This is a genomic window from Amnibacterium soli (assembly GCF_039544415.1).
GTDB classification, from domain to species: Bacteria; Actinomycetota; Actinomycetes; order Actinomycetales; family Microbacteriaceae; genus Amnibacterium; species Amnibacterium soli.
This window is the reverse complement of the sequence record NZ_BAABLP010000010.1, coordinates 59,255-79,845: the sequence shown is the minus strand read 5'-3', so window position 1 is coordinate 79,845 and position 20,591 is coordinate 59,255. Positions and strand designations below refer to the sequence as shown.

General features: G+C 72.9%; 12 protein-coding genes. All 12 read right to left on the bottom strand.

What is annotated here, in order from left to right; all coding sequences use genetic code 11:
- Positions 1-11 precede the first annotated feature (11 nt).
- The 12 genes from thiL to ABEA53_RS16735 all read right to left on the bottom strand — a co-directional run bounded on the left by thiL (position 12) and on the right by ABEA53_RS16735 (position 20,590).
- Entirely contained in the window at positions 12-1,025 is a 1,014-nt protein-coding gene (gene thiL, locus ABEA53_RS16790) for a thiamine-phosphate kinase (protein ID WP_345482466.1), read from the bottom strand.
- Positions 1,022-1,498 carry a DUF3515 family protein gene (locus tag ABEA53_RS16785; RefSeq protein WP_345482465.1) on the bottom strand — a complete coding sequence of 159 codons (477 nt, stop codon included), beginning with the start codon at positions 1,496-1,498 and terminating at the stop codon, positions 1,022-1,024. The genes thiL and ABEA53_RS16785 overlap by 4 nt, the downstream gene beginning before the upstream one ends.
- Entirely contained in the window at positions 1,495-2,586 is a 1,092-nt protein-coding gene (locus tag ABEA53_RS16780; protein ID WP_345482464.1) for a D-alanine--D-alanine ligase family protein, read from the bottom strand. The genes ABEA53_RS16785 and ABEA53_RS16780 overlap by 4 nt, the downstream gene beginning before the upstream one ends.
- 9 nt (positions 2,587-2,595) lie before the next feature.
- A complete protein-coding gene (locus tag ABEA53_RS16775) occupies positions 2,596-4,113 on the bottom strand; it encodes a hypothetical protein (RefSeq protein ID WP_345482463.1) in 1,518 nt (505 codons plus the stop codon).
- Positions 4,114-4,223: 110 nt separating this feature from the next.
- A complete protein-coding gene (locus ABEA53_RS16770; protein WP_345482462.1) occupies positions 4,224-12,395 on the bottom strand; it encodes a pectinesterase family protein in 8,172 nt (2,723 codons plus the stop codon).
- A 237-nt stretch (positions 12,396-12,632) separates the two neighbouring features.
- Entirely contained in the window at positions 12,633-13,616 is a 984-nt protein-coding gene (locus tag ABEA53_RS16765) for an NAD(P)H-dependent glycerol-3-phosphate dehydrogenase (protein ID WP_345482461.1), read from the bottom strand.
- Positions 13,617-13,641: 25 nt separating this feature from the next.
- Complete coding sequence (locus ABEA53_RS16760; RefSeq protein ID WP_345482460.1) at positions 13,642-14,433, bottom strand: lysophospholipid acyltransferase family protein; 792 nt, start codon at positions 14,431-14,433, stop codon at positions 13,642-13,644.
- Positions 14,433-15,791 carry a UDP-N-acetylglucosamine 1-carboxyvinyltransferase gene (gene murA, locus ABEA53_RS16755; RefSeq protein ID WP_425550648.1) on the bottom strand — a complete coding sequence of 453 codons (1,359 nt, stop codon included), beginning with the start codon at positions 15,789-15,791 and terminating at the stop codon, positions 14,433-14,435. The genes ABEA53_RS16760 and murA overlap by 1 nt, the downstream gene beginning before the upstream one ends.
- Before the next feature lie 44 nt (positions 15,792-15,835).
- Positions 15,836-16,438, bottom strand: a complete 603-nt coding sequence (leuD, locus tag ABEA53_RS16750; RefSeq protein ID WP_345482459.1) for a 3-isopropylmalate dehydratase small subunit — start codon at positions 16,436-16,438, stop codon at positions 15,836-15,838.
- Positions 16,438-17,898, bottom strand: coding sequence for a 3-isopropylmalate dehydratase large subunit (gene leuC / locus ABEA53_RS16745; protein WP_345482458.1), 1,461 nt, complete (start codon positions 17,896-17,898; stop codon positions 16,438-16,440). Before leuC ends, leuD begins: the two co-directional genes overlap by 1 nt.
- A 263-nt stretch (positions 17,899-18,161) precedes the next feature.
- Entirely contained in the window at positions 18,162-19,913 is a 1,752-nt protein-coding gene (locus ABEA53_RS16740) for a TIGR03767 family metallophosphoesterase (RefSeq protein WP_345482457.1), read from the bottom strand.
- A gap of 209 nt (positions 19,914-20,122) precedes the next feature.
- Positions 20,123-20,590 (bottom strand): hypothetical protein, encoded by a 468-nt coding sequence (locus tag ABEA53_RS16735; protein ID WP_345482456.1) that lies wholly within the window; start codon positions 20,588-20,590, stop codon positions 20,123-20,125.
- Between the last annotated feature and the right edge of the window lies 1 nt (position 20,591).

Below are 20,591 nucleotides of genomic sequence, written 5' to 3'. Positions count from 1 at the left end.
CGGCGCGCGGGTCAGGAGGCGGTGAAGGAGTCCCAGCCGGAGGGGTCGACGGGCTCGCCGTCCAGCCGCACCCCGGCACCGCCCGCGCGGACGACGCCGAGCACGCGGAACGACTCCGGCACCGCTCCCGGGAAGCAGGCGAGCAGGCCGTGGTCCTCGCCGCCGCCGAGCACCAGGCCGAGCGCCTCGTGCGCGGTGAGCGCCGGCACCCGGGCCGGCAGGCCGTCGGGGTCCGAGACCGCGAGGACCCCCTCCGCCTCGCGCTCGAGCGCCGCCCGATCGAGGTCGAGCACGACGCCGCTGGCCTCCGCGATCCGCGTCGCGTCGAGCAGCAGCCCGTCGGAGACGTCGAGCATGGCCGTCGCTCCCGCTTCGGCCGCGAGCACCCCGTCGCCGATCGGCGGACGCGGTGCGAGCTGCTCCGCGAGCACGCCGGCGCGGGCCCGGCGGAGGGCCGCGATCGCCGCCGGGTCCTCCTCCCCCGTCGCGAACAGCAGGCGCAGACCCGCCGCCGCGAGCCCGAGCCGGCCCGAGTAGGCGATCGTGTGGCCGGGGCGGGCGCCGGAGCGGAGCACCGGGTCGCGGCCGTCCGCCGAGCCGGTCACCGTGAGGGCGAGCGACAGCACGGGCGAGCGGGTGAGGTCGCCGCCGACGACGCCGACGCCCGGCGCCAGCCGCTCGCACGCGGCGGCCATGCCGTCGGCGATGCCCTCGAGGTCGGCGACCGGCGTCGTGCCCGGCGCGGCCAGGGCCACGAGGAGGCCGGTCGGCCGCGCGCCCATGGCGGCGATGTCCGCGAGGTTCGTCGCGACGGCCTTCCAGCCGAGTTCGAACGGCGTGGACCAGGCGCGGCGGAAGTCGGGCCCGTCGACCATCGCGTCGGTGCTGAGCAGCACGCGGCCGTCGGGCGCCGCGAGCATCGCCGCGTCGTCGCCCGGCCCGAGCAGCGCCTCCGCCCGCGCGAAGCGGGGCAGGATCCGGGCCAGAGCGGCCCGCTCCCCGGCCGTCGCGAGGTCGTCGGTCATCGCTGCGTCTCCGAGATGGAGAGGCACCGGACGCCGGTCGCGCGGGTGGCGGCCGTGATCGGCTCGGCGACCGCGCGCAGCGCCGCGTCGGCGGGCACCTGGGTCGAGTCGATCACCAGGCGGGTCCCCGGGCTGCGCCCGTAGGTGGTCGCGACCTGCCGCTCGACGCCGTCGATCTTCTTCGTCTCGATCAGCCAGTCGATGCCGGCGACCGTGGCGCACTTCGTCGTGGCGACCTGCGGCGTCTGCACGCCGCAGGTCAGCGTCACGCCGGCGGGCAGCCCCCACGCGGCGGTCCCCTGCGCGTCCGTGGTGCGGCGGGCCGCGCCGTCGATCGCGTCCGGCAGCCGCACGACCACCCCGGCGCAGCGCGCGCTCGTCGCCTCCGGTGCGGGCCGCAGGGACACGGTCGGCGCGCAGGCGGCGAGCGGCAGGGCCAGCAGCAGGACGGGCAGCAGCGCCGCCCGCCTCATCGAGCGAGCTCGATGAGCTCCGCGATCAGGTCCGGGTAGGACAGGCCGGACTCCTGCCAGCACCGCGGGAACATCGAGATCGGCGTGAAGCCCGGCATCGTGTTGATCTCGTTGACCACGAAGCCCTCCTCGGTGAGGAAGACGTCGACGCGGGCGAGGCCGCGGCCGTCGATCGCCTCGAAGGCGCGGATCGCGGTGCGCTCCAGGTCCATCTGCTCGCCGTCGCCGAGGCGGGCGGGGCAGATCAGGTCGACGCCCGGCGCGTCGAGGTACTTGGCGTCGAAGTCGTAGAACTCTCGGCCGGAGACGACGACCTCGCCGACCGCGGAGGTGCGGGGGGCGCCGCCGGTGCGGCTGCCGAGCATGCCGATCTCGAGCTCGCGGCCGTGCACGGTGCGCTCGACGAGCACGCGGGAGTCCTCCGCGAACGCGACGTCGAGGGCACGGTCGAGGTCCTCCGGTCCCTCCACCTTCGAGACGCCGACCGACGAGCCGGCGCGGGCCGGCTTCACGAACACCGGGTAGCCGAGGCCCGCGACCCGGCGGCGGAGGAAGGCGCCGTCGCCGGCGCGGTCGGCGGGGGTCAGCGTGACCCAGGGCGCGACGGGCACGCCGGCCGCCTGCAGCACGGTCTTCGTGAAGTGCTTGTCCATGCCGACGGCGGAGGCGAGCACGCCGTTGCCGACGTAGGGCAGCCCGATCAGCTCGAACAGGCCCTGGACAGTGCCGTCCTCGCCCCACGGCCCGTGCAGGATCGGGAAGGCGACGTCGATGTCCCCGAGGGACTCCTCGGTGCCGTCGGCGCGACGGACGCGCAGCTCCCGCGTCGTCGTCGAGTCCGGCCAGAGCACGCGGGAGCCGTCGTCCCGCACCTCGGGCAGGTCGTCCGGGTCCAGCGCGAACGCCTCCGGGTCGTCCCGCTCGAGCACGAACGCGCCGTCGCGCGTGACGCCGACCGGCACGACCTCGTAGCGCTCGCGGTCGATCGCGCCGAGCACGCCTCCCGCGGTCGCGCAGGAGATGCTGTGCTCGCTCGAGCGCCCGCCGAACACGAGCGCCACCCGGACCTTGCCGTCGTTCCCCGTCACACGGCGAGGCTACCGACCGGAGACACCCGTCGCCCGCGTCGCCGGCCGACCCGCACGGCGGTGCCGGACGAGACCGGCTGTCCCGAGCCCGAGCGCCACGACGAGCGAGATGCAGAGCGCGATCAGGGGCGCCGGCACTCGAGCGACCTGCCGGTCCCCGATCGCGGCGACCGGGCCACCGGCGGAGGATCCGCCGCTCACGGTACCGGTTTCGAGATCACCGGGACCGGCCTCTGCGATCGCTTCGGTCGCCGACGCGGGCCCGTCACCTCGCGACACGGACGAGCCCGGTGCTCCTGCAGCTGCCGACGACCCGCCTGTCGCGTTCTGCGAAGCGGTACCCGGCGTCGTCGATCCGCTCGGATGGGGATTCGTCCCGATCGGCCGGGACGGGCGGCCCGGAGCACTCGGCTGTCCGACACCTGCAGACGGAACCGGCACGCCCGGCCCACCAGCACCAGCGGACGGGATCGGAACACCCGGCTGCCCCGCACCAGCGCTGCCGCCCGTCGGCGGAGCAGTCGTTCCGGGAGACGGGTCACCGGCGGCCGGCCGGCTCCCGCCCGTCGTGTCGCAGCCGGGCACTGCGACGGGAAGACGCACGGAGCGCGGCGCGTCCGAGTCCGCCGCCGTCACCACGGCGCGGCTGCCCCGGACGAGTCCGCCGAAGGCGACGGTCGCTGTGGAACCGGTCGGATGCAGCTCGCGTTCGCGCGGCGAGCCCGAGCCGACCTCGATCCCGACGCGGTAGTCGCGCCCTGGGACGAGGCCGGTCAGATCTGCCGCCAGCGACGCGGCAGCATCGTCGACCGAGCACGGGGAGAACCGGACGGACATGGTCGGGGTCGTGGCGCAGTCGCCGATCCGGACGACGGCGGCTCCGGACAGCACCGGGTTCGACTGGTCGGTCACGCGCGCGAGGTACGTGGCGCCCGCGGTGAGTCCGGTGAAGCGGTGCTCGACGACGGGAGCGGTGCGGAACTGGAAGTGCTTCACGACCTCCCCGTTCGCGTCGAGGACTTCGCTGACGTAGGTGATGCTTCGACGGAGGCCTGTGAACTCGAGCGACACCGACTGCTTGCCGGCACCCGACGAGCTCGTGCAGTTCGACCCCGCTCCTGTGACGACGACGGGCGAGCAGGGCGTGGTGCTGCCGGTGACGCGGACGTCACCACCGGTACCGGGCTCGAACGCTCGGCCGTTCGAGCCGTCTCCGAAGGAGTTGATCTCGACGGTGTACCGGTGCACGGCGTCCGGCTCGAAGGCGTAGACGCCGGGGAAGCTGCCCTTGAAGGTGGTCCAGCCGGTCTCGTCGCCGTCGGTCTGCACCTCGCCGTCGACGACGATCCGCAGCTCGCCCTTGGCGGCGTAGCCGTTCGGCTTGACCGTGAGGCCTGCGCAGCTCGCGGCGACGCCGGGCGTCTCCGCCTGCGCAGGGGTAGCGCCGAGTGCGACGAGGGGAAGCGCGATGAGCGCAGTGCCGATCACGCCCGTGAGGGCGCGACGGAACGGATGGATGGGTGCCATCGGTGAGGTTCCTTGGGTGAGGAAGACGCGGTCCGTGGGTGGCGGTCCGCGAGGGGGGTCGGGCCAGTATCGCGGGACGACGGACGCCGCCGCCGCCCCGCGATCAGGGGTCAGCCGGCGATCGGGTTCCAGCCGTCCGAGCCCGCGAGGTAGGCAGCCGCCGTGTAGCCGGCCTGGTTGTCCGCGGTCAGCTGCGGGCGGTTCGCATTCACCGCTGCACCGTCGCCGGTGTTCTGGTACTCGGAGAAGCGACCGCTGGACCAGAGGAGGGACCCGCTCCAGTCGTTCCAGGGCTTCGCCACGACGATCGCCGCCGGCAGGACGGAGTTCCTCACCACGACCTGCGCCTGCGCCGTGGCGCCGTCCGGGTACGGACGCCCCAGGTAGATGGAGTTCGGGGCGCCGTCGGCGACGATCGTGCTGTCGGTGATGAGGAAGCCGAGCGGGAACGCGGACGAGATCGAGGAGTCCGTCAGCGAGGCGCCGGGCCTGTCCAGGACGTGGATCGTGCTCTTCCGCACGACCACGACCGCACGGCCGAGCAGCAGATCAGAGCCGCCCTCGAGGTAGGACCCCGTGACGTAGACCCGGCTGGCGGTCGTCGTGTTGGCGGTCGATGCCAGCAGGGTCTGCTTGTCTCCGAGAAGACGGACGTTGTCGACGATCTGCTTGTCGCCCGACTTGATCTGGAGCGCGGTGGCCTGGTTCCCCGACGCCGTGGCCACGCTCTGCAGCGTGACCGCGCGGAAGGTCCACCCGTTCCCCGAGACCGAGAAGGTCGGCACGACCCCGCCCGGAGCGGTCAGCACGACGTCCTTCGGGTCGCCGGTGGCACCGATGATCCGGACGCCGTAGCGGTTGCCCGACACGAGCGCACCGCTGTAGGTGCCCGGCTTCACGAGGATCGTCCGGTAGCCCTGCGACGAGTAGTCGGCGTTGTTCGCGAGTGTCCCCGGGGCCGCCGGGTCGTATGCGCCGCCCGCCGTGGGGGTGCCGAGCACCGCCTGCAGCGTCGTCGCGTCGCCCGAGCCGTCGGCCGCCACCACGATGTCCACCTTGATCGGCGTCGCCGAAGCGGCGCTCGACGCCGCAGAGACGTTCGCCGAGGCATCCGACGCGGTCACGGTGTAGGCGTAGGTGGTCCCGACGACGACCGACGAGTCGGTGTACGAGGTCGTCCCGGCGCCGACGGAGGCGAGCTTCGTGCCGTCCCGATAGACCGCATAGCCGGCGAGGTCGTCGGCGTCGACCGCGGACCAGCGGACCGTCACCGAAGTCTTGCCGAGCACGGTGGACACGCCGGTCGGCGCGACCGGCGCCGTGTGGTCGCCGGGAGCGGGCGTCGACGTCACCGGGTCCGACTTCGCGGACTCGTTGCCCGCGGTGTCGACCGCGGCCAGCATGAACGTGCTCGCCGTACCGTTCGTCAGACCGGTGACCGTGTACGTGGTCCCGGTGATGAGGGCGTCGTTCAGGCGGGTGCCGTCCGCGCCGTACACGCGGTACCCCGCGAGGTCCGTCTCCGGATTCGCCGTCCAGGAGAGCACGACCTTCGAGTCCGCGCCGGTGCCGACGAAGCCCTTGGGCGCTGCCGGCGGGAGGCTGTCCGCGGGCGACGAGGTCGCGATCGCGGCGGCGGAGGCGTTGCCGGCGGCATCGATCGCGACCACCGCGTAGCGGTACGTCGTGCCGTTGGTCAGGCCCGCGTCGGAGAACGAAGCCGTCGTCGGGGACGCGACGAGGTTCGCAGCGGTCGGTGCGACCGACGCTGCGGTGGAGCGGTAGACCCGGTAGCCGGCGAGGTCGGCGTCCGAGGGAGCGGTCCAGCTGAGCGCGATCGCACCGTCGGAGGGGGTCGCCGTCAGGTCAGCGGGCGACGCCGGTGGGGTGACGTCGGACGGCGCAGCCGGGTCGGCCACCGCTGGGTGCCAGGATCCGGTGCCGAGCCACTGCGACACGGTGTAGGACACCGAGTCCGCGGGGCTCAGCTGGGGACGGGTCGCGCTGCTCGTCGCACCGGCGCCGGTGTTCCCGTACTCGGCGAAGCGGCCGAGCGTCCAGGGCTCGTTCGCCGGACCGGTGCCCCACGGCTGGGAGCTGCGGATGCCGGATCCGAGTACGGAGTCGCGGACCACGGCCTGACCGACGGACTTCGGGTCGTAGGTGTCGCCCCATGCGCGGTACGGGCGACCGAGCTGCACGTTGGTCACCCCCGTCGTGTCGACCGTGCTGTTGATCAGCAGGAAGCCCTTGAAGGTCGACGCGGTGCTGGGGGTCAGCACCGTCCCGCTCTGCCGGGGCCGGATGGTGCTGTCGTTGATCACGAGCGTCGCACGGCCGAGCACGATGTCGGAGCCGCCCACGATCGTCGAACCGGTGATCATCTGCCTCGCCGAGGCGTTGTAGGTGACGGTGTCCGCGAAGACGGTGCGGTTCGCGGTGCTGGTGAGCACGCTGTTCGCGACCAGGTCCTGGTCCCCCGTCATCGAGAGCGCGGGCGCGCTGCCCGAGGTCGACGTGTTGGCGAGCGTGAGTCCGCTCAGGGTCACGCCGTCGGCGGTCACCGAGACGGTCGCATCCGCCGTGCCGTTCGTGAGCACCACGTCGCCGGGCGTCGTCCCGCCGCCGATCACGGTGATCGACTTCGCGATGGCCGTCGTCCCCGTGTAGGTGCCGGGCTTGACCTTGACGACCCAGCCGGTCTTCGCCGCGGCGACGGCGGCGGCGAGCGTGGTGTAGTCACCGCTCCCGTCCGAGGCCACGACGGCGTCGACGACGAGCTTCGGCGTGACGACGGCGGGCGCGCTCTCCTTGGAGACGCGACCGGCGGCGTCGACGGCGACGACCGTGTACCGGTAGGCGGTGTCGTTCGTGAGGCCGGTGTCCGTGAACGAGGGCGAGTCCACCGTGCCGACGACCGCGCCGTCCCGCAGCACGCGGTAGGCGACGACGTCGGACGCCGTGCTCTCGTCCCAGGTGACGAAGGCCTGCTTGCTCGCGGCCGTCACGCCCAACCCCGTCGGGGCGGCCGGAGCGACGTCGACGGGCGCGTCGACCAGCGGGTTCCAGCCGTCGCTGCCGGCGAGCCAGCCGGTGGGCGTGATGGCTGCGGCCTGCGCGTCGGTGAGCTGGGGGCGGTTCGCGCCCGTCGTCGCGCCGGCACCGGTGCTCCGGTACTCGGCGAAGCGGCCGTCGGTCCACGCGTTGGGAGCGAAGTCCGTCCACGGGTGATCGGTCGTGAACCCGGCAGCGAACGAGCTGTTCATGATGACGGTCTGTCCGCGCGAGTCGTCGGCATAGGCGCCGTCGCTCCAGGCGCGCCACGGGCGGCCGAGGTAGAAGGACCCCGGGTCGTTGCGGCTGGTGAAGCGGCTGTCGAGGACGAGGTACCCGAGGGCCTTCTTCGCCGTGGAGGGCGCGAAGACCGTGCCGCCGCTGCGCTTCGTGGACGAGAAGGTCACGCGCTCGAACACCGCGCTGGCCCGGCCGAAGACGTAGTCGACGTTGCCCTGGATGAGGCTGTCGACGTAGTACTGGCGCGGGTAGCCGGAGCCGTCGGCGGAGATGCCCCCGGAGGCGTCGGCGTTCAGGGTGTCCTGCGCGCCGAGCAGCCGGACGTCACGGTAGACCTGCCGGTCGCCGGTGGCTCGCAGGGCGACGGCCTGGGTGTTGAAGTTGCCGATCTCCGGGTGCTGGGAGGCGTCGAAGGTGTTGGCGATGGTGAGGTCGCGGACCTGCACGCCGGCACCCGTGAGGGTCACCGTGGCGCTGCCGGCCGTGCCGCAGGTCGCGGTCGTCACCTGTGGGCAGGTGGTGGCGGACGTCGCGGTGCCGTTCGCGTTGTCGCCGGTGATGACGACGTCCGCGGCCGATCCGGTCGTCCCGGCGATGATCACGTTCGCCTTCGCGGACACGACCACCTCCCGGTAGGTGCCCGGCTTCACGAGCACGACCTTCGGCGCTGCGGCGGTACCGGCAGACACCGCGCTCAGCGCGGCCTGGACGGACGTGTAGTCCCCCGAGCCGTCCTTCGCGACGGTGACATCGGCGACGAGCGGCTTGACGGCGGCGGTCGCGCTGACGGCGGCGGAGGCTGCGGAGGCGCGTCCAGCGGTGTCGACGGCGACGAGCAGGTAGTGGTACTCGGTGCCGTTCACGAGGCCGTTGTCCGTGTAGGCGGGCTTCGCGACCTCGGCGACGAGATGCGCGGGGTCCGCGGTCACCTGGTCCGCACCGGAGGACCGGTACACGCGGTAGGTCGCGGCGTCGGCCTCCGGGTTGTCGTCCCAGGCGAGCGCGACCTGGCGGTCGCCGCCCGACGCGGAGAGCCCGGTGGGCGCCGAGGGGGCGGTCTGCGGCGCCGGATCGGCGACCGGGTTCCACCCGTCGGCACCGGCGAGGTACCGCTCCGGCGTCGCGTCCGCGGCCTGCGCGGCCGTCAGCTGCGGCGAACCGGCACCCGTCCCGGCGCCCGGGCCGGTGTTGGCGTAGGAGCCGAACCGGGCGGAGGTCCACGACGTCGTCGTGCCGCTGTTCACCATGTTGGTCCACGGGGCGGTCGGCGAGACGACGGGACCGAGCCAGCTGTCCCGCACCGTCACCTGAGCGACGGCGGTGGTGTCGGCGACCGAGCTGCCGTCCGGCTGCGCGATGCCGGGCTGCCACGGACGACCGAGGTTCTGCGAGCCGTCCGGCGCTTCGCCGATGATCCGGCTGCCCGTGATGAGGAAGCCGTGCGCGTTCGCCGCGTTGGTGCTGGCAGCGGTGACCGCTCCGTTCGGCGACGTGCCGTGGTCGAGCACGTGCAGCGTGGAGTCGTCGATGACGACGGTTCCACGACCGAAGACGAAGTCGACGTCGCCCTCGATGAACGAGTCGTGGATGTACGTGCGAGCGGTCGTCGTGGTCGACGGGCTGTTCGCGTAGAGGGTGTCCTGGTTGCCGAGCAGTCGGACGTGGTCGTAGCTCAGTCGGTCACCCGTCGACCGGACGGCGACGGCCTGCCCGTTGGCATAGGTGCCCTCCTCGTAGGCGTTCTCGACGGTCAGGTCGCGCAGGGCCACGTTGCTGCCGCTGATCACCAGCGTCGCGCTGCCGGAGGTGCCGTACGTGTCGGGCACCCCGTTCGTCGCGGTGCCCGTCGGCGTCCCCGCCGCGCGGTTCCCGGTGATCACGACGTCTTCCGGGTCACCGGTCGCGCCACGGACGATCGTCCACGGCTTGGCGATGGTCGTGTACTCGGCGTAGCGGCCCTTCGCGAGCTCGATCACCGTCGGGTCGGCGGGCGTGCCGGCCGGTGCGGCGGCGAGGGCCGCTGCGAGCGTGGTGAACGTGGTGGCGCCGGGCGTCGCGTTCGCGTCGACCGTGTAGTCGGCGGCGTGCGAAGCCGCGGCGACCGTGACGGCGACGATCGCGCTCTGACCGGACTCGACGCCCTGCCGGGTGATCGCGGTCACCGCGTAGCGGTAGGCGGCACCGGTGACGGCCGTCGAGTCCTGGTAGGCCGCGGTGTCGGACTGGCCGACCTTCACGAACGGGCCGGTCTGGTCGGCGCGGTACACGTTCCAGCCGACGACCCGAGCGGAGTCGTCGTCGGCCCAGGTGAGGTTCACGAGACGGGTGTCGGTCGAGGCGACGACAGCCGTCGGCGCGCTGGGCGCCGTGCCGGGATCGGCGACGACCGGGTTCCAGCCGTCCTTGCCGGCGAGCTGGATCTCGGGCGTGATCTTCGCCGCGTTGGCAGCGGTGAGCTGCGGCCGGTTCGCGGAGACCGTGGCGCCGGGACCTGTGTTCTCGAACTCGGAGAAGCGTCCCGTCGTCCAGGGGAAGTTGACCTTGGTGCCGGACGAGTTCGTGGACGCCATGTCGTCCCACGGCTGCGCCGTGTCGATCGCCGCGGGCAGGTAGGTGTGGACGATCACGACCGACCCCTGCGCGTCCGGGTCGGCGCTCGGGTGCCACGGGCGCCCGAGGTTGACGGTGCCCTTGGCGGCGTCGGACTCGACCTTGCTGTTCCAGACGAGGAAGCCGTACTTGCTGCCGATATCGGTGCTGGCCGCGGTGAGGTAGCCGTTGTTGCTCTTGCCGCGGTCGAGCGCGTGGAAGGTCACGCGGTCGAACACCGCGTTCGCGGCGCCGAACACGAAGTCGACGTCACCCTCGATGTACGAGTCCACGTAGTACTGCCGGATGCGCGTCGTCGGCTTCGGGGTGTCGGCGAGGAGGGTGTCCTGGTTGCCGAGGAGCCGCACGTGGTCGGCGACGAAGCGGTCGCCCTCGACTCGGAGCGCGACGGCCTGCTGGTCGTCGATCTGCGGGTTCGCGGCCTCGTCGAAGGTGTTGGCGACGGTGAGGTTCTTCAGCGCCACGTCGGACGCGTCGACGCGCACGACGGCGCTGCCGGCGGTGCCGAGGGTCTCGCCGGGTTCGTCCGGGTCGGGGCTGCCGGAGGCGCGGGCGGCGCTGATGACCGTCGCGGACGGGCCGGTGCCCGTGCCGTGCAGCTCCACGAACGGCGAGTCGATCGTGAAGTGCTCGGAGTAGGTGCCCGGTGCGATGTCGATCCGGTAGTGCTTCAGGTTGTTCGTGGGGATCGAGTCGACCGCTGCGGCGACCGACGTGAACTGCGCGCCCGGGCCCACGGTGAGCACCGTCGTGTCGACGGCGACGGGGACCGGGTTCGTGAGCGACGTCCCGGAGACCGTGCTGGAGGAGGACGAGGCGTTGCCGACCGCGTCGACGGCGGAGACCCGGTAGTAGACGGTCGCGCCCTTCGGTGCGCTCGTGTCGCGGAACCGCGGCGTCTGCCCGGCGGCCGCGGTGGTCAGCGTGGAGAGCAGCGCGAAGCCGCTCGAGGCGTTCGTGCTCCGGTAGACGGAGTAGCCCGCGAGATCGACGTCCGCCGGAGCCTTCCATGCCAGCGCGAGGCCGGCGGTGGGGTCCTGCGAGACGACGAGGGACGTGGGCGCGGCCGGCGCCTTGTCCGGGTTGTTCGCGGTGATCGACTTGTAGCCGGACAGGTTGCCGGAGGCGTCGACGGCTCGGAGTCGGTAGTAGTGCACGGTGCCCTCGATCGCGCCGTCGTCCGTGAAGGACGTCAGTGCGTAGGCGGCACCCGCGGTCGGCAGCCAGTCGCGGTACACGCCGTCGCCGTCACGGCGCTGGACGGTGTAGCCCGCGAGGTCGGCCTCCTTGTTCGCCGGCCAGGACACGGTCATGCCGCCGCCCGGGACGACCTTCACCGTCGGGCTGCCCGGGGTGGCGGGCGCCGTCGTGTCGCCGGGCACGGCGACCGAGGCGGTCGCAGCGCTCGACGCGCCGGCCGCGTTGACGGCGACGAGCCGGTAGTAGGCGGTCTGCTTCGCAGGCGCGGCTCCGTCGGAGTACGTCGTGCCGGTGAGCGTCGAGGACAGCACGACGCCGTCGGCCGCGGAGGTCGAGGCCCGGCTCAACCGGTAGCTGGAGGCCCCGGCGGACGCGGTCCAGGACAGCTGCGGGACGCCGGCAGACGACAGCTTCGCGGTGAAGCCGGTCGGCGTGCCGGGTGCCTGCGCGGCTGGCGGGACGACGACGGTGCCGGAGGGGCGCGTCGCCGAGGTGCTCGCGTACGAGGAGACGTTGCCGCTCAGGTCGGTGGCGGTGACGCGGTAGTAGCTCTTCACGGCCGCCGGCGCCTGCGTGTCGCTGAACGCCGAGGAGGTCAGCGAGGAGGCGGCCTGGGTCCAGGGGCCGCTCGAGGACGTGCTGCGGAGGACCTGGTACCCGGCGAGGTCCGGCTCGCCGTTGTCCTTCCAGTCCAGCGCGATCCCGGAGGTCGACGTCTTCGCCGTGAGGCTCGAGGGCGTGGAAGGCTTGTCCGTGTCCTTCGCGGTGACCTGCTTGATCGAGGACAGCCCGCTCTCGTTCCCGCTGCGGTCGACGGCCGTCAGCGCGTAGAAGAGCGTGGCCCCCGCGGTCGCAGCACGGTCGGTGTACGACAGCGACGTCGTGTCCCCCAGGCGCGTCGAGTTCGCGAGGGTCATCGCCTTCTGCGTCGAGCGGTAGACCCGGTAGGACGCCAGGTCGCTCGCGGACACCTTGCTCCAGGTGAGCACGGTGCCGACGCCGCCGTAGTAGCTGCTGGCCACGCTGCCGGGCTTGCCGGGAGCGGTCGTGTCCGGGGCGGCGGAGGCCATCTGCACCGGTACGGCGACGGCGACGACCACGAGTGCGGCGAGCGCCGCTGCGGTCCTCGGGCGGCGGAGCGAGGGCAGGACGAAGCGGGCGCGACGAGCAGAAGGCATCGGGGAGGTGCTTTCGGGTGCACCGTCGTACCGTGCGGCGGACGCGCGCGGAAGACGGGATTCGGGGGGAGAGAACCCGTTGCGGGGACAACGGGCGCCCATAGCATGCGGCATGGATCGAACCTGGACAACCGCTTTCGTTGTTCAGGGCTGCAAACTGCGCAAGATGTCCCTCGAACTGGGGACGCGCCCCGAGCGTGTCGATGACGCGCCCGGTGCCGCCGGACCGATCGCCGACTACTCCCCGACGGGGAGGGCGTCCTCGACGGCGTGCGGCGCGAGGTCGCGGGGGTGCAGGGTGCCTGCGATCACCTGGGACACCTGGGTGCAGATCGGCATGACGACGCCGCGCGCCGCCGCGAGGGCGAGGACCGGTTCGAGGGAGGCGAGCCCCTCCGCCACCTGGTCCATCGTGCGCAGCACGTCGTCCTTCGTGTAGCCCTGGCCGAGGAGGCGGCCGGCGCGGTTGTTGCGCGACCGCGGCGACTCGCTCGTCGCGATCAGGTCCCCCATGCCCGCGAGCCCGGCCAGCGTGTCGGGCTGCGCACCGAAGGTCGTGGCGAACGCGCTCATCTCGGCGAGGCCGCGGGTGAGGATCGACGCCTTGGTGTTGTCGCCGTACCCGACGCCGACGACGATGCCGACGGCCAGCGCGATCAGGTTCTTCAGCACGCCGCCGAACTCGGTGCCGATCACGTCCTGGTTGACGAAGGTGCCGAAGTAGCGGGTCGAGCACACCTCCGCGACGCGCATCGCGGTCGCGGCCGACGTGGAGGCGACGACGGCGGCGGTCGGCTCCTCGCGGGCGATCTCGAGCGCCAGGTTCGGCCCGGACACCACCGCGATGCGCTCGTCGGGCAGGCCGAGCCCCTCCCGGACGACCTCGCTCATGCGGAGGCCGGTGCCCTCCTCCACGCCCTTCATCAGGCTCACGACGATCGCGTGCTCGCCGAGCGCGGGCGCGACGTCGCGCAGCAGGCCGCGGAGGGACTGGCTCGGCACGGAGAGGAACACGATCTCGGCGCCGCGCAGGGCCCGGTTCAGGTCGCTGACCGCGTCGATGTCGTCGGGCAGGGCGATGCCCGGCAGGTAGTCGTCGTTGCGGTGGCGGCGGTCGATCGCATGCGCGACCGCGGGGCGGCGGGCCCACAGCACGACGTCGTTCCCGCCGTCGGCCAGCACCTTCGCGAACACGGTGCCCCAGCTGCCCGCTCCGAGCACGGCGACCCTCACCGGACCGCGCCCATCAGAAGAGCCCGGTCTCGGTCTGCCCGTGCTTCGCCGGGTCCCAGCGCTCGGCCGGCGCGGTCTCCCCGCGCAGCTCCTCCACCAGCGCCGTGACCGCGGCCATGATGCGGTCGGTCGCGGTCTGCAGCGCCGCGCGGTCCGCGACGCGGCCGAGGTCGGACAGGTCGACGGGGTCGCCGAACAGGACCTCGATGTGCGCGCGGGGCCGGAACCGGAGCCTCGTCGTGTTCACCGGCATCAGCGTCTGCGTGCCCCAGTGGGCGACCGGGATCACCGGCAGGCCGAGCTGCAGCGCGAGCCGCGCGGCGCCGGTCTTGCCGCGCATCGGCCACAGCCGCGGGTCGCGCGTGAGCGAGCCCTCGGGGTAGACGATGACGCCCTGCCCCTCCTCGATCAGGCGCTTCGCCGCCGAGATCGGGATCGCGCCGCGGGAGGCGCCGCCCCGCTCGACCGGGATCTGCCCGGCGGAGCGGAGCGCGGCGCCGACCAGGGGGATCGTGAACAGCGACGCCTTGGCGAGGAACCGCGGCGCCCGCCCGAGCCGCCACACGGCCATCCCGATGATGATCGGGTCGATGTTCGAGTGGTGGTTCGGCGTCAGGATGAACGGCCCGGAGGACGGCAGCTTCTCGCGGTCCCGGATCCGGATGGTCGCGATGGAGCGGATGAACGGCACCACCGGCGTCGCGAGGAGCCAGAAGACGGAGGGCCTGCGCTTCTCCGCGTACGGCTTCGCGGGCCGCGTCCGGACCCCCGCCAGCGCCGGGTCGGCGCCGCTGCGGTCCGTCATCAGCCCTCGACCGAGAAGCGCGCCCCCAGCGCCTTCAGCTTGTCGCCGAAGTTCTCGTACCCGCGGCTGATGATGCCGACGTTGCGCACGGTGCTCTGCCCCTCGGCGGTGAGCGCCGCGATCAGGTGCGAGAAGCCGCCGCGGAGGTCGGGCACGACGATGTCGGCGCCGTGCAGCGGGGTCGGGCCCGTGATCACGGCGGCCTGCTCCAGCTCGCGGCGGGGCACGCGCCGGTTCGGGGCCGCGAAGCCGCGCGGGTGCACGCGGATGTCCGCGCCCATCTTGAGCAGTGCGTCCGTGAAGCCGAACCGGTTCTCGTAGACCGTCTCGTGGACGGTGGAGACGCCGTCCGCCTGGGTCAGCGCGACGATCAGCGGCTGCTGCCAGTCGGTCATGAAGCCGGGGTGCACGTCGGTCTCGATGACGACCGGCTTCAGCGCACCGCCCGGGTGCCAGAAGCGGATGCCGTCCTCGAGCACGTCGAACTCGCCGCCGACCTTCCGGAAGACGTTGAGGAACGTCATCATGTGCTCCTGCACGGCGCCCTTGACGAACACGTTTCCGCGCGTTGCGAGGGCCGCGGAGGCCCAGGAGGCGGCCTCGTTGCGGTCGAAGATCGCGCGGTGCGTGTAGCCCCGCAGCTCCTTGACGCCCTCGATCAGGATCACGCGGTTCGGCTCGACCGAGATGATCGCGCCCATCTTCTGCAGGATCGCGATCAGATCCATGATCTCGGGCTCGATCGCGGCGTTCCGCAGCTCCGTGGTCCCCTCCGCGCGCGTCGCGGTGAGCAGCACCTGCTCGGTCGCGCCGACGCTCGGGTACGGGAGGTGGATGTGCGCGCCGTGCAGCCCGTTGGGCGCCGACAGGCGGATGCCCGCCGGCAGCTTCTCGACGATCGCGCCGAACTTCCGCAGCGCGTCGAGGTGGAAGTCGATCGGGCGGTCGCCGATGCGGCAGCCGCCGAGGTCGGGGATGAACGCCTCGCCGAGCTGGTGCAGCAGGGGCCCGCAGAACAGGATCGGGATCCGGCTCGAGCCGGCGTGGGCGTCGATCTCGCGGACGTGCGCGCGGCGCACGTTGCGGGTGTCGAGCCGCAGCTCGCCCGGCTGCGCGCCCTCCTCCACGATGACGCCGTGGATCTCGAGCAGGCCGCGGACCACGCGGACGTCGCTGAGGTCCGGCACGTCGCGCAGCACGCTGACGTCCTCCGACAGCAGCGACGCGACCATCGCCTTGGTGACGAGGTTCTTCGCCCCGCGCACGTCGACGGTGCCCTCGAGGGGCTTGCCGCCCTCGATGGTGAGCCGGTCGAACGTCAGGCCGACGCTCGCGGCGGCGCGCGCCGCGTCGGAGATGACGGCGATCTGGGCGGTGTTCGGCGCCGTGTCGAAGGTGGTGCTCAAGATTCCCTCACCGGAAGGGTCACGGGTCGCCACGCTTCGCGGCCCTGTTCGAATTGGGTGATGAGCGCTTCGTCGCGCAGCGTGAGGCCGATGTCGTCGAGGCCCTCGAGGAGCCGCCAACGCGTGTAGGCATCGATCTCGAACGGGTAGGTCGCCCCAGCGAGGGCGACGGTCCCCGCCTGGAGGTCGACGGTAGCCGTCGCCCCCGGGTCGGCTTCGATCGCGGCCCAGCATGTCGCGATCACGTCCTCGGGCAGCACCCCGGTCAGCAGCCCCTGCTTGCCGGAGTTCCCGCGGAAGATGTCGCCGAAGCGGGGCGCGAACACGGCGCGGAATCCGTAGTCGCGCAGCGCCCACACGGCGTGCTCGCGGCTGGAGCCGGTGCCGAAGTCGGGCCCGGCGAACAGGACCGATCCGGAGGCGTACACCGGGTCGTTCAGCACGAACGACGGGTCCTGCCGCAGGTTCGCGAACAGCGCGTCGTCGTAGCCGGTCTTGGTGACCCGCTTGAGGTAGACGGCGGGGATGATCTGGTCGGTGTCGACCGCAGATCGCGGCAGCGGGACGGCGACGCCGGTGTGCGTGGTGAACGGTTCCATCAGACCAGGGCCCCTTCCAGCACGTCGGAAGGCGCGCTCAGCGTGCCGCGGATCGCGGTCGCCGCAGCGACCAGCGGGGACACCAGGTGCGTGCGGCCGCCCTTGCCCTGCCGGCCCTCGAAGTTGCGGTTCGAGGTGGAGGCGCAGCGCTCCCCCGGCGCGAGCTGGTCGGGGTTCATGCCGAGGCACATGGAGCAGCCGGCGAACCGCCACTCCGCACCGAACTCCTCGAAGACCTTGTCGAGGCCCTCCGCCTCCGCCTCCAGCCGCACGCGGGCGGAGCCCGGCACGACCATGACGCGGACGCCGTCGGCCTTCGTGCGCCCCTTGATGACGGAGGCGAACGCGCGCAGGTCCTCGATGCGGCTGTTGGTGCACGAGCCCATGAAGACCGCGTCGACCTTGATGTCCTTCAGGCGCGTGCCCGGCTGCAGGTCCATGTACTCGAGCGCCCGCTGGGCGGAGTCGCGCAGCTGCGGGTCCTCGATGGCGGCGGGGTCCGGCACCTCGCCGGCGAGCGTGGTGCCCTGCCCCGGATTGGTGCCCCAGGTCACGAACGGCTCGAGCTCGTCGGCGTCGAGGAAGACCTCCGCGTCGAAGACCGCGTCGTCGTCGGAGGGCAGCGTCCGCCAGTACTCGACCGCCGCGTCCCAGTCCTCGCCCTTCGGCGCGTGGGGCCGGCCCTCGAGGTAGTCGAAGGTCGTCTGGTCGGGTGCGACCATGCCGGCACGCGCGCCCGCCTCGATCGACATGTTGCAGATCGTCATCCGGCCCTCCATGGAGAGCGATCGGATGGCGGACCCGCGGTATTCCAGGACGTAGCCCTGGCCGCCGTTCGTCCCGATCTTCGCGATGACCGCCAGGATGATGTCCTTCGCCGTCACGCCGGGCTTCAGCGCGCCCTCGACCGTGATCGCCATCGTCTTGAACGGCTTCAGCGGCAGCGTCTGCGTGGCGAGCACGTGCTCGACCTCGCTCGTGCCGATGCCGAACGCCATCGCGCCGAACGCGCCGTGGGTGGAGGTGTGCGAGTCGCCGCACACGACGGTGACGCCCGGCATCGTGAGGCCGAGCTGCGGGCCGACGATGTGCACGATGCCCTGCTCGGCGTCGCCGAGCGAGTGCAGGCGGACGCCGAACTCCTTCGCGTTCCGCCGCAGCGTCTCGATCTGCGTGCGGCTCGTGATGTCCGCGATCGGCTTGTCGATGTTCAGCGTCGGGGTGTTGTGGTCCTCGGTCGCGATCGTGAGATCGGGCCGGCGGACCGGGCGCCCCTCGGCGCGCAGGCCGTCGAACGCCTGCGGGCTCGTGACCTCGTGCACCAGGTGCAGGTCGATGTAGATGAGGTCGGGGGCGCCGTCCTCCCCCCGCTTCACGAGGTGGTCGGACCAGACCTTCTCGGCCAGGGTCCTGGCGCCGTCCGGGTTCGCGACCTGGGGCGCGGGAGTCGTCTCGGTCATGCCTGTCCTTCGGTGTCGTGCGATGGCGCGTCCTTCACGGACGCATCCCGGCAGGTCGAGACCTCCGCGACGAGGGAGCCGGTGGGTTCAGACCTCGTCGCGGCACGGAAGGAGGAGGACGCCGCGAAGCATGGGCGGCACGTTACCACCGTGTTACGCCGCGCGGTCCTCCCGCGTCCGACGGCGTCGTGCACCGCCGGCGGACACGTGCACCCGCCGGAGCCGGTGCACGTGTCCGCCCGCCGTGCACGACGGGCGGGCGCTCAGAGCTCGACGCCCGGCGGCACGGGCAGCAGCAGCTCCGTGTTGCGGTCGGACCGGGCGCCGCGGTAGCGCAGCGCGGTCGCCCTCGGCCGGTCCCAGCGGTGCGGGTCGTTCGCGGCGAGGTCGCGCGACAGGGAGGCGAGCTCGAGCGGCGAGTCGAGTCCTCCGCTCCAGCCGGCCTTCGCGGCCGAGTCGATCAGGGTGGTGAAGACGGAGAGGGTGCCGTCGCGGTTGTCCGCGAGCTCGATGCTGCGGGACTGCTGCGGCCAGTCGATGTGGCTCGCGGTCGTGACCTCCCAGAAGCCGCCGGGTCGGCCCGTCGCGCGGTGCGCCACGACGACGTTGCGGTGCACGTGCCCGTTGATCCACAGCAGCACCTGGGGGTGCGCGAGCAGCAGCCGGACCACCTCCGGGCCGAGCACGCGCGGGGCCGGTGCGCGCCGGTGGCCCGCGAGCACGTTCGCCATGGTCTGCGAGGTGTGGTGGCTGCAGATCACGGTCGGTCGCGTCGGCTCCGCCTCGAGCACGCGTCGCAGCCAGGCGAACTGCTCGAGGTCGAGGGACCCGTCGCCGTCGCCGTGCTCGTTGACGGAGTCGAGGACGACGAGCCGCAGCGGCCGCTGCGAGCCGCCGGGCGCGAGCGGTGCATCGGCGACGTAGTAGGCGGTGCCGTCCCGGAGGTTGTCCTCGGTCAGACCGTGCCCGACTGGGGTGCCGGTCGTGCGGAAGTGCTCCGCCACGACCTCCCCGCGGGTGAGCAGACGCCGCTCCGGGTCGGCGCTGACGTGCCGGGTGGCGAGGCGGTCGAGCACCTTCGTCTCGCCCTCCATCAGACGATCGACGAACGCCTGCGGCGCGAGGTGCTTCGGCAGGCCGACCGGCTTGCGGTCGCCGACGACCAGCTCCGCCAGCCGATCGGTGATCGCGATCCCGCCGCGCAGCAGCCCGTCGTGGTTGCCATGAGCCGAGAACCAGGGCATCGCCAGGCCCGTCGCGCGGAACCGGCGCAGCGAGGCGGCCTGCAGCCCGTGCACGCGCGGGAAGCCGTAGCGGCGGACGTACGTGTCGGCCTCGCCGCCCTCCGGGTGCCAGTAGGAGGGGTCCCGGTGGTCGAGCCCGCCGCCGACGCCCTCGTACACGCCCCGGCGCCCGCTGTCGGGCGTGATGGTGCCGCCGTCGAGCAGGTCGATCGACCACCGCATCTCGTTGTACTGGCAGCTGTCCGCCGCATCGCCGGTGCTGACGGCGAACGCGGGGCGCAGGCCGGTCGCGGGCGCGGTGCGCAGCGCGCTCACCGCCCGCACCATGCTCTCCGCGACCTGCGTCGCCAGCACGTCGTTCGGCCGGTAGGCGCCCCCGAACAGCGGCTCGCCCTTGCGATCCCGGTGGTGGTCCAGGAACTCGAACCGGCCGGGCGACTGCGCGTCCTGCACGTGGATGTCGGTGAGGTGCACGAACGCCGCGAGCGGGGTGCGGCGCTTCGCGCGGGAGGCGGAGGGGCGCGCGAGGTCGTCCCTGACCAGTCGCGGATCGCCGGCTCGAACGACGTGGTGGCGCCACCCGTGCGCGTTCGGCGCGCTGCGGACCACGGTGCGCGTGAGGGTCGTCCGCGCCGCGGCGGCCGCGGCGTGCGCCTCAGGAGCCGCCGCGGCGGGTCCGCCGATCGCGGCCGCGGCGCCGGTGGCCGCCGCCAGCCCGAGCGCCGTCCTCCTGGTGATCGCACCGATCGATCCGGTCGCCCGCTCGTCCATGCCGCCGCCTCCCCCTGGCCGCCGTCGGGGGCGCGACGACCGGTGGCAGCGTGTCCACCGCCGGTGGCGGGCCCGTGAACGACCGGCAGCGGCCCCGCGACCGCCCGGTGACCGCGGGCGTCGCGACCGCCTGCGCGGTGTGCACGACCGGCGGACGTGTGCCCGCGCCAGGGCGGGCGCACACGTCCGCGCGTCGTGCAGACGGCGGATCAGCCCCGGTTCTCGCTCATCCGGGCGGCGACCACCTGCGGCAGCAGCGCGGCGAGGTCGGACTGCACGTGCAGCGCCATCTCCACCTCGTCCGCCTCCGACGCGTTGACGCCGACGAGCAGCTCGTGGAACCCCTGGGGCCACGGCGTCTCCGTCACGGCGGCCCAGGTGCGCCACGCGACGAACGCCGTCTCGAGCGACTGAACCGAGACCACGTCCTCGACCTCGTGCGCGACCGTCTCCACCATCTCGCCCACCGAGAGGTCGTCGCCGCGATGCGCGCGGATGCGCTGGTCCGCGAGCTGCGCGATGGGCACCCACGCGTCCGTGCGGAGCAGCTCGTCGGGGTGGCGCGGCAGCCGCGCCGAGGCGGGCGGCGGCTCGTTCCGGCCGATCACGTGGTGCTCCACGGACCGCCGATGCCACACCGCGGATCGACGGATCCGCCCGAAGATGCCGCCCCGCACG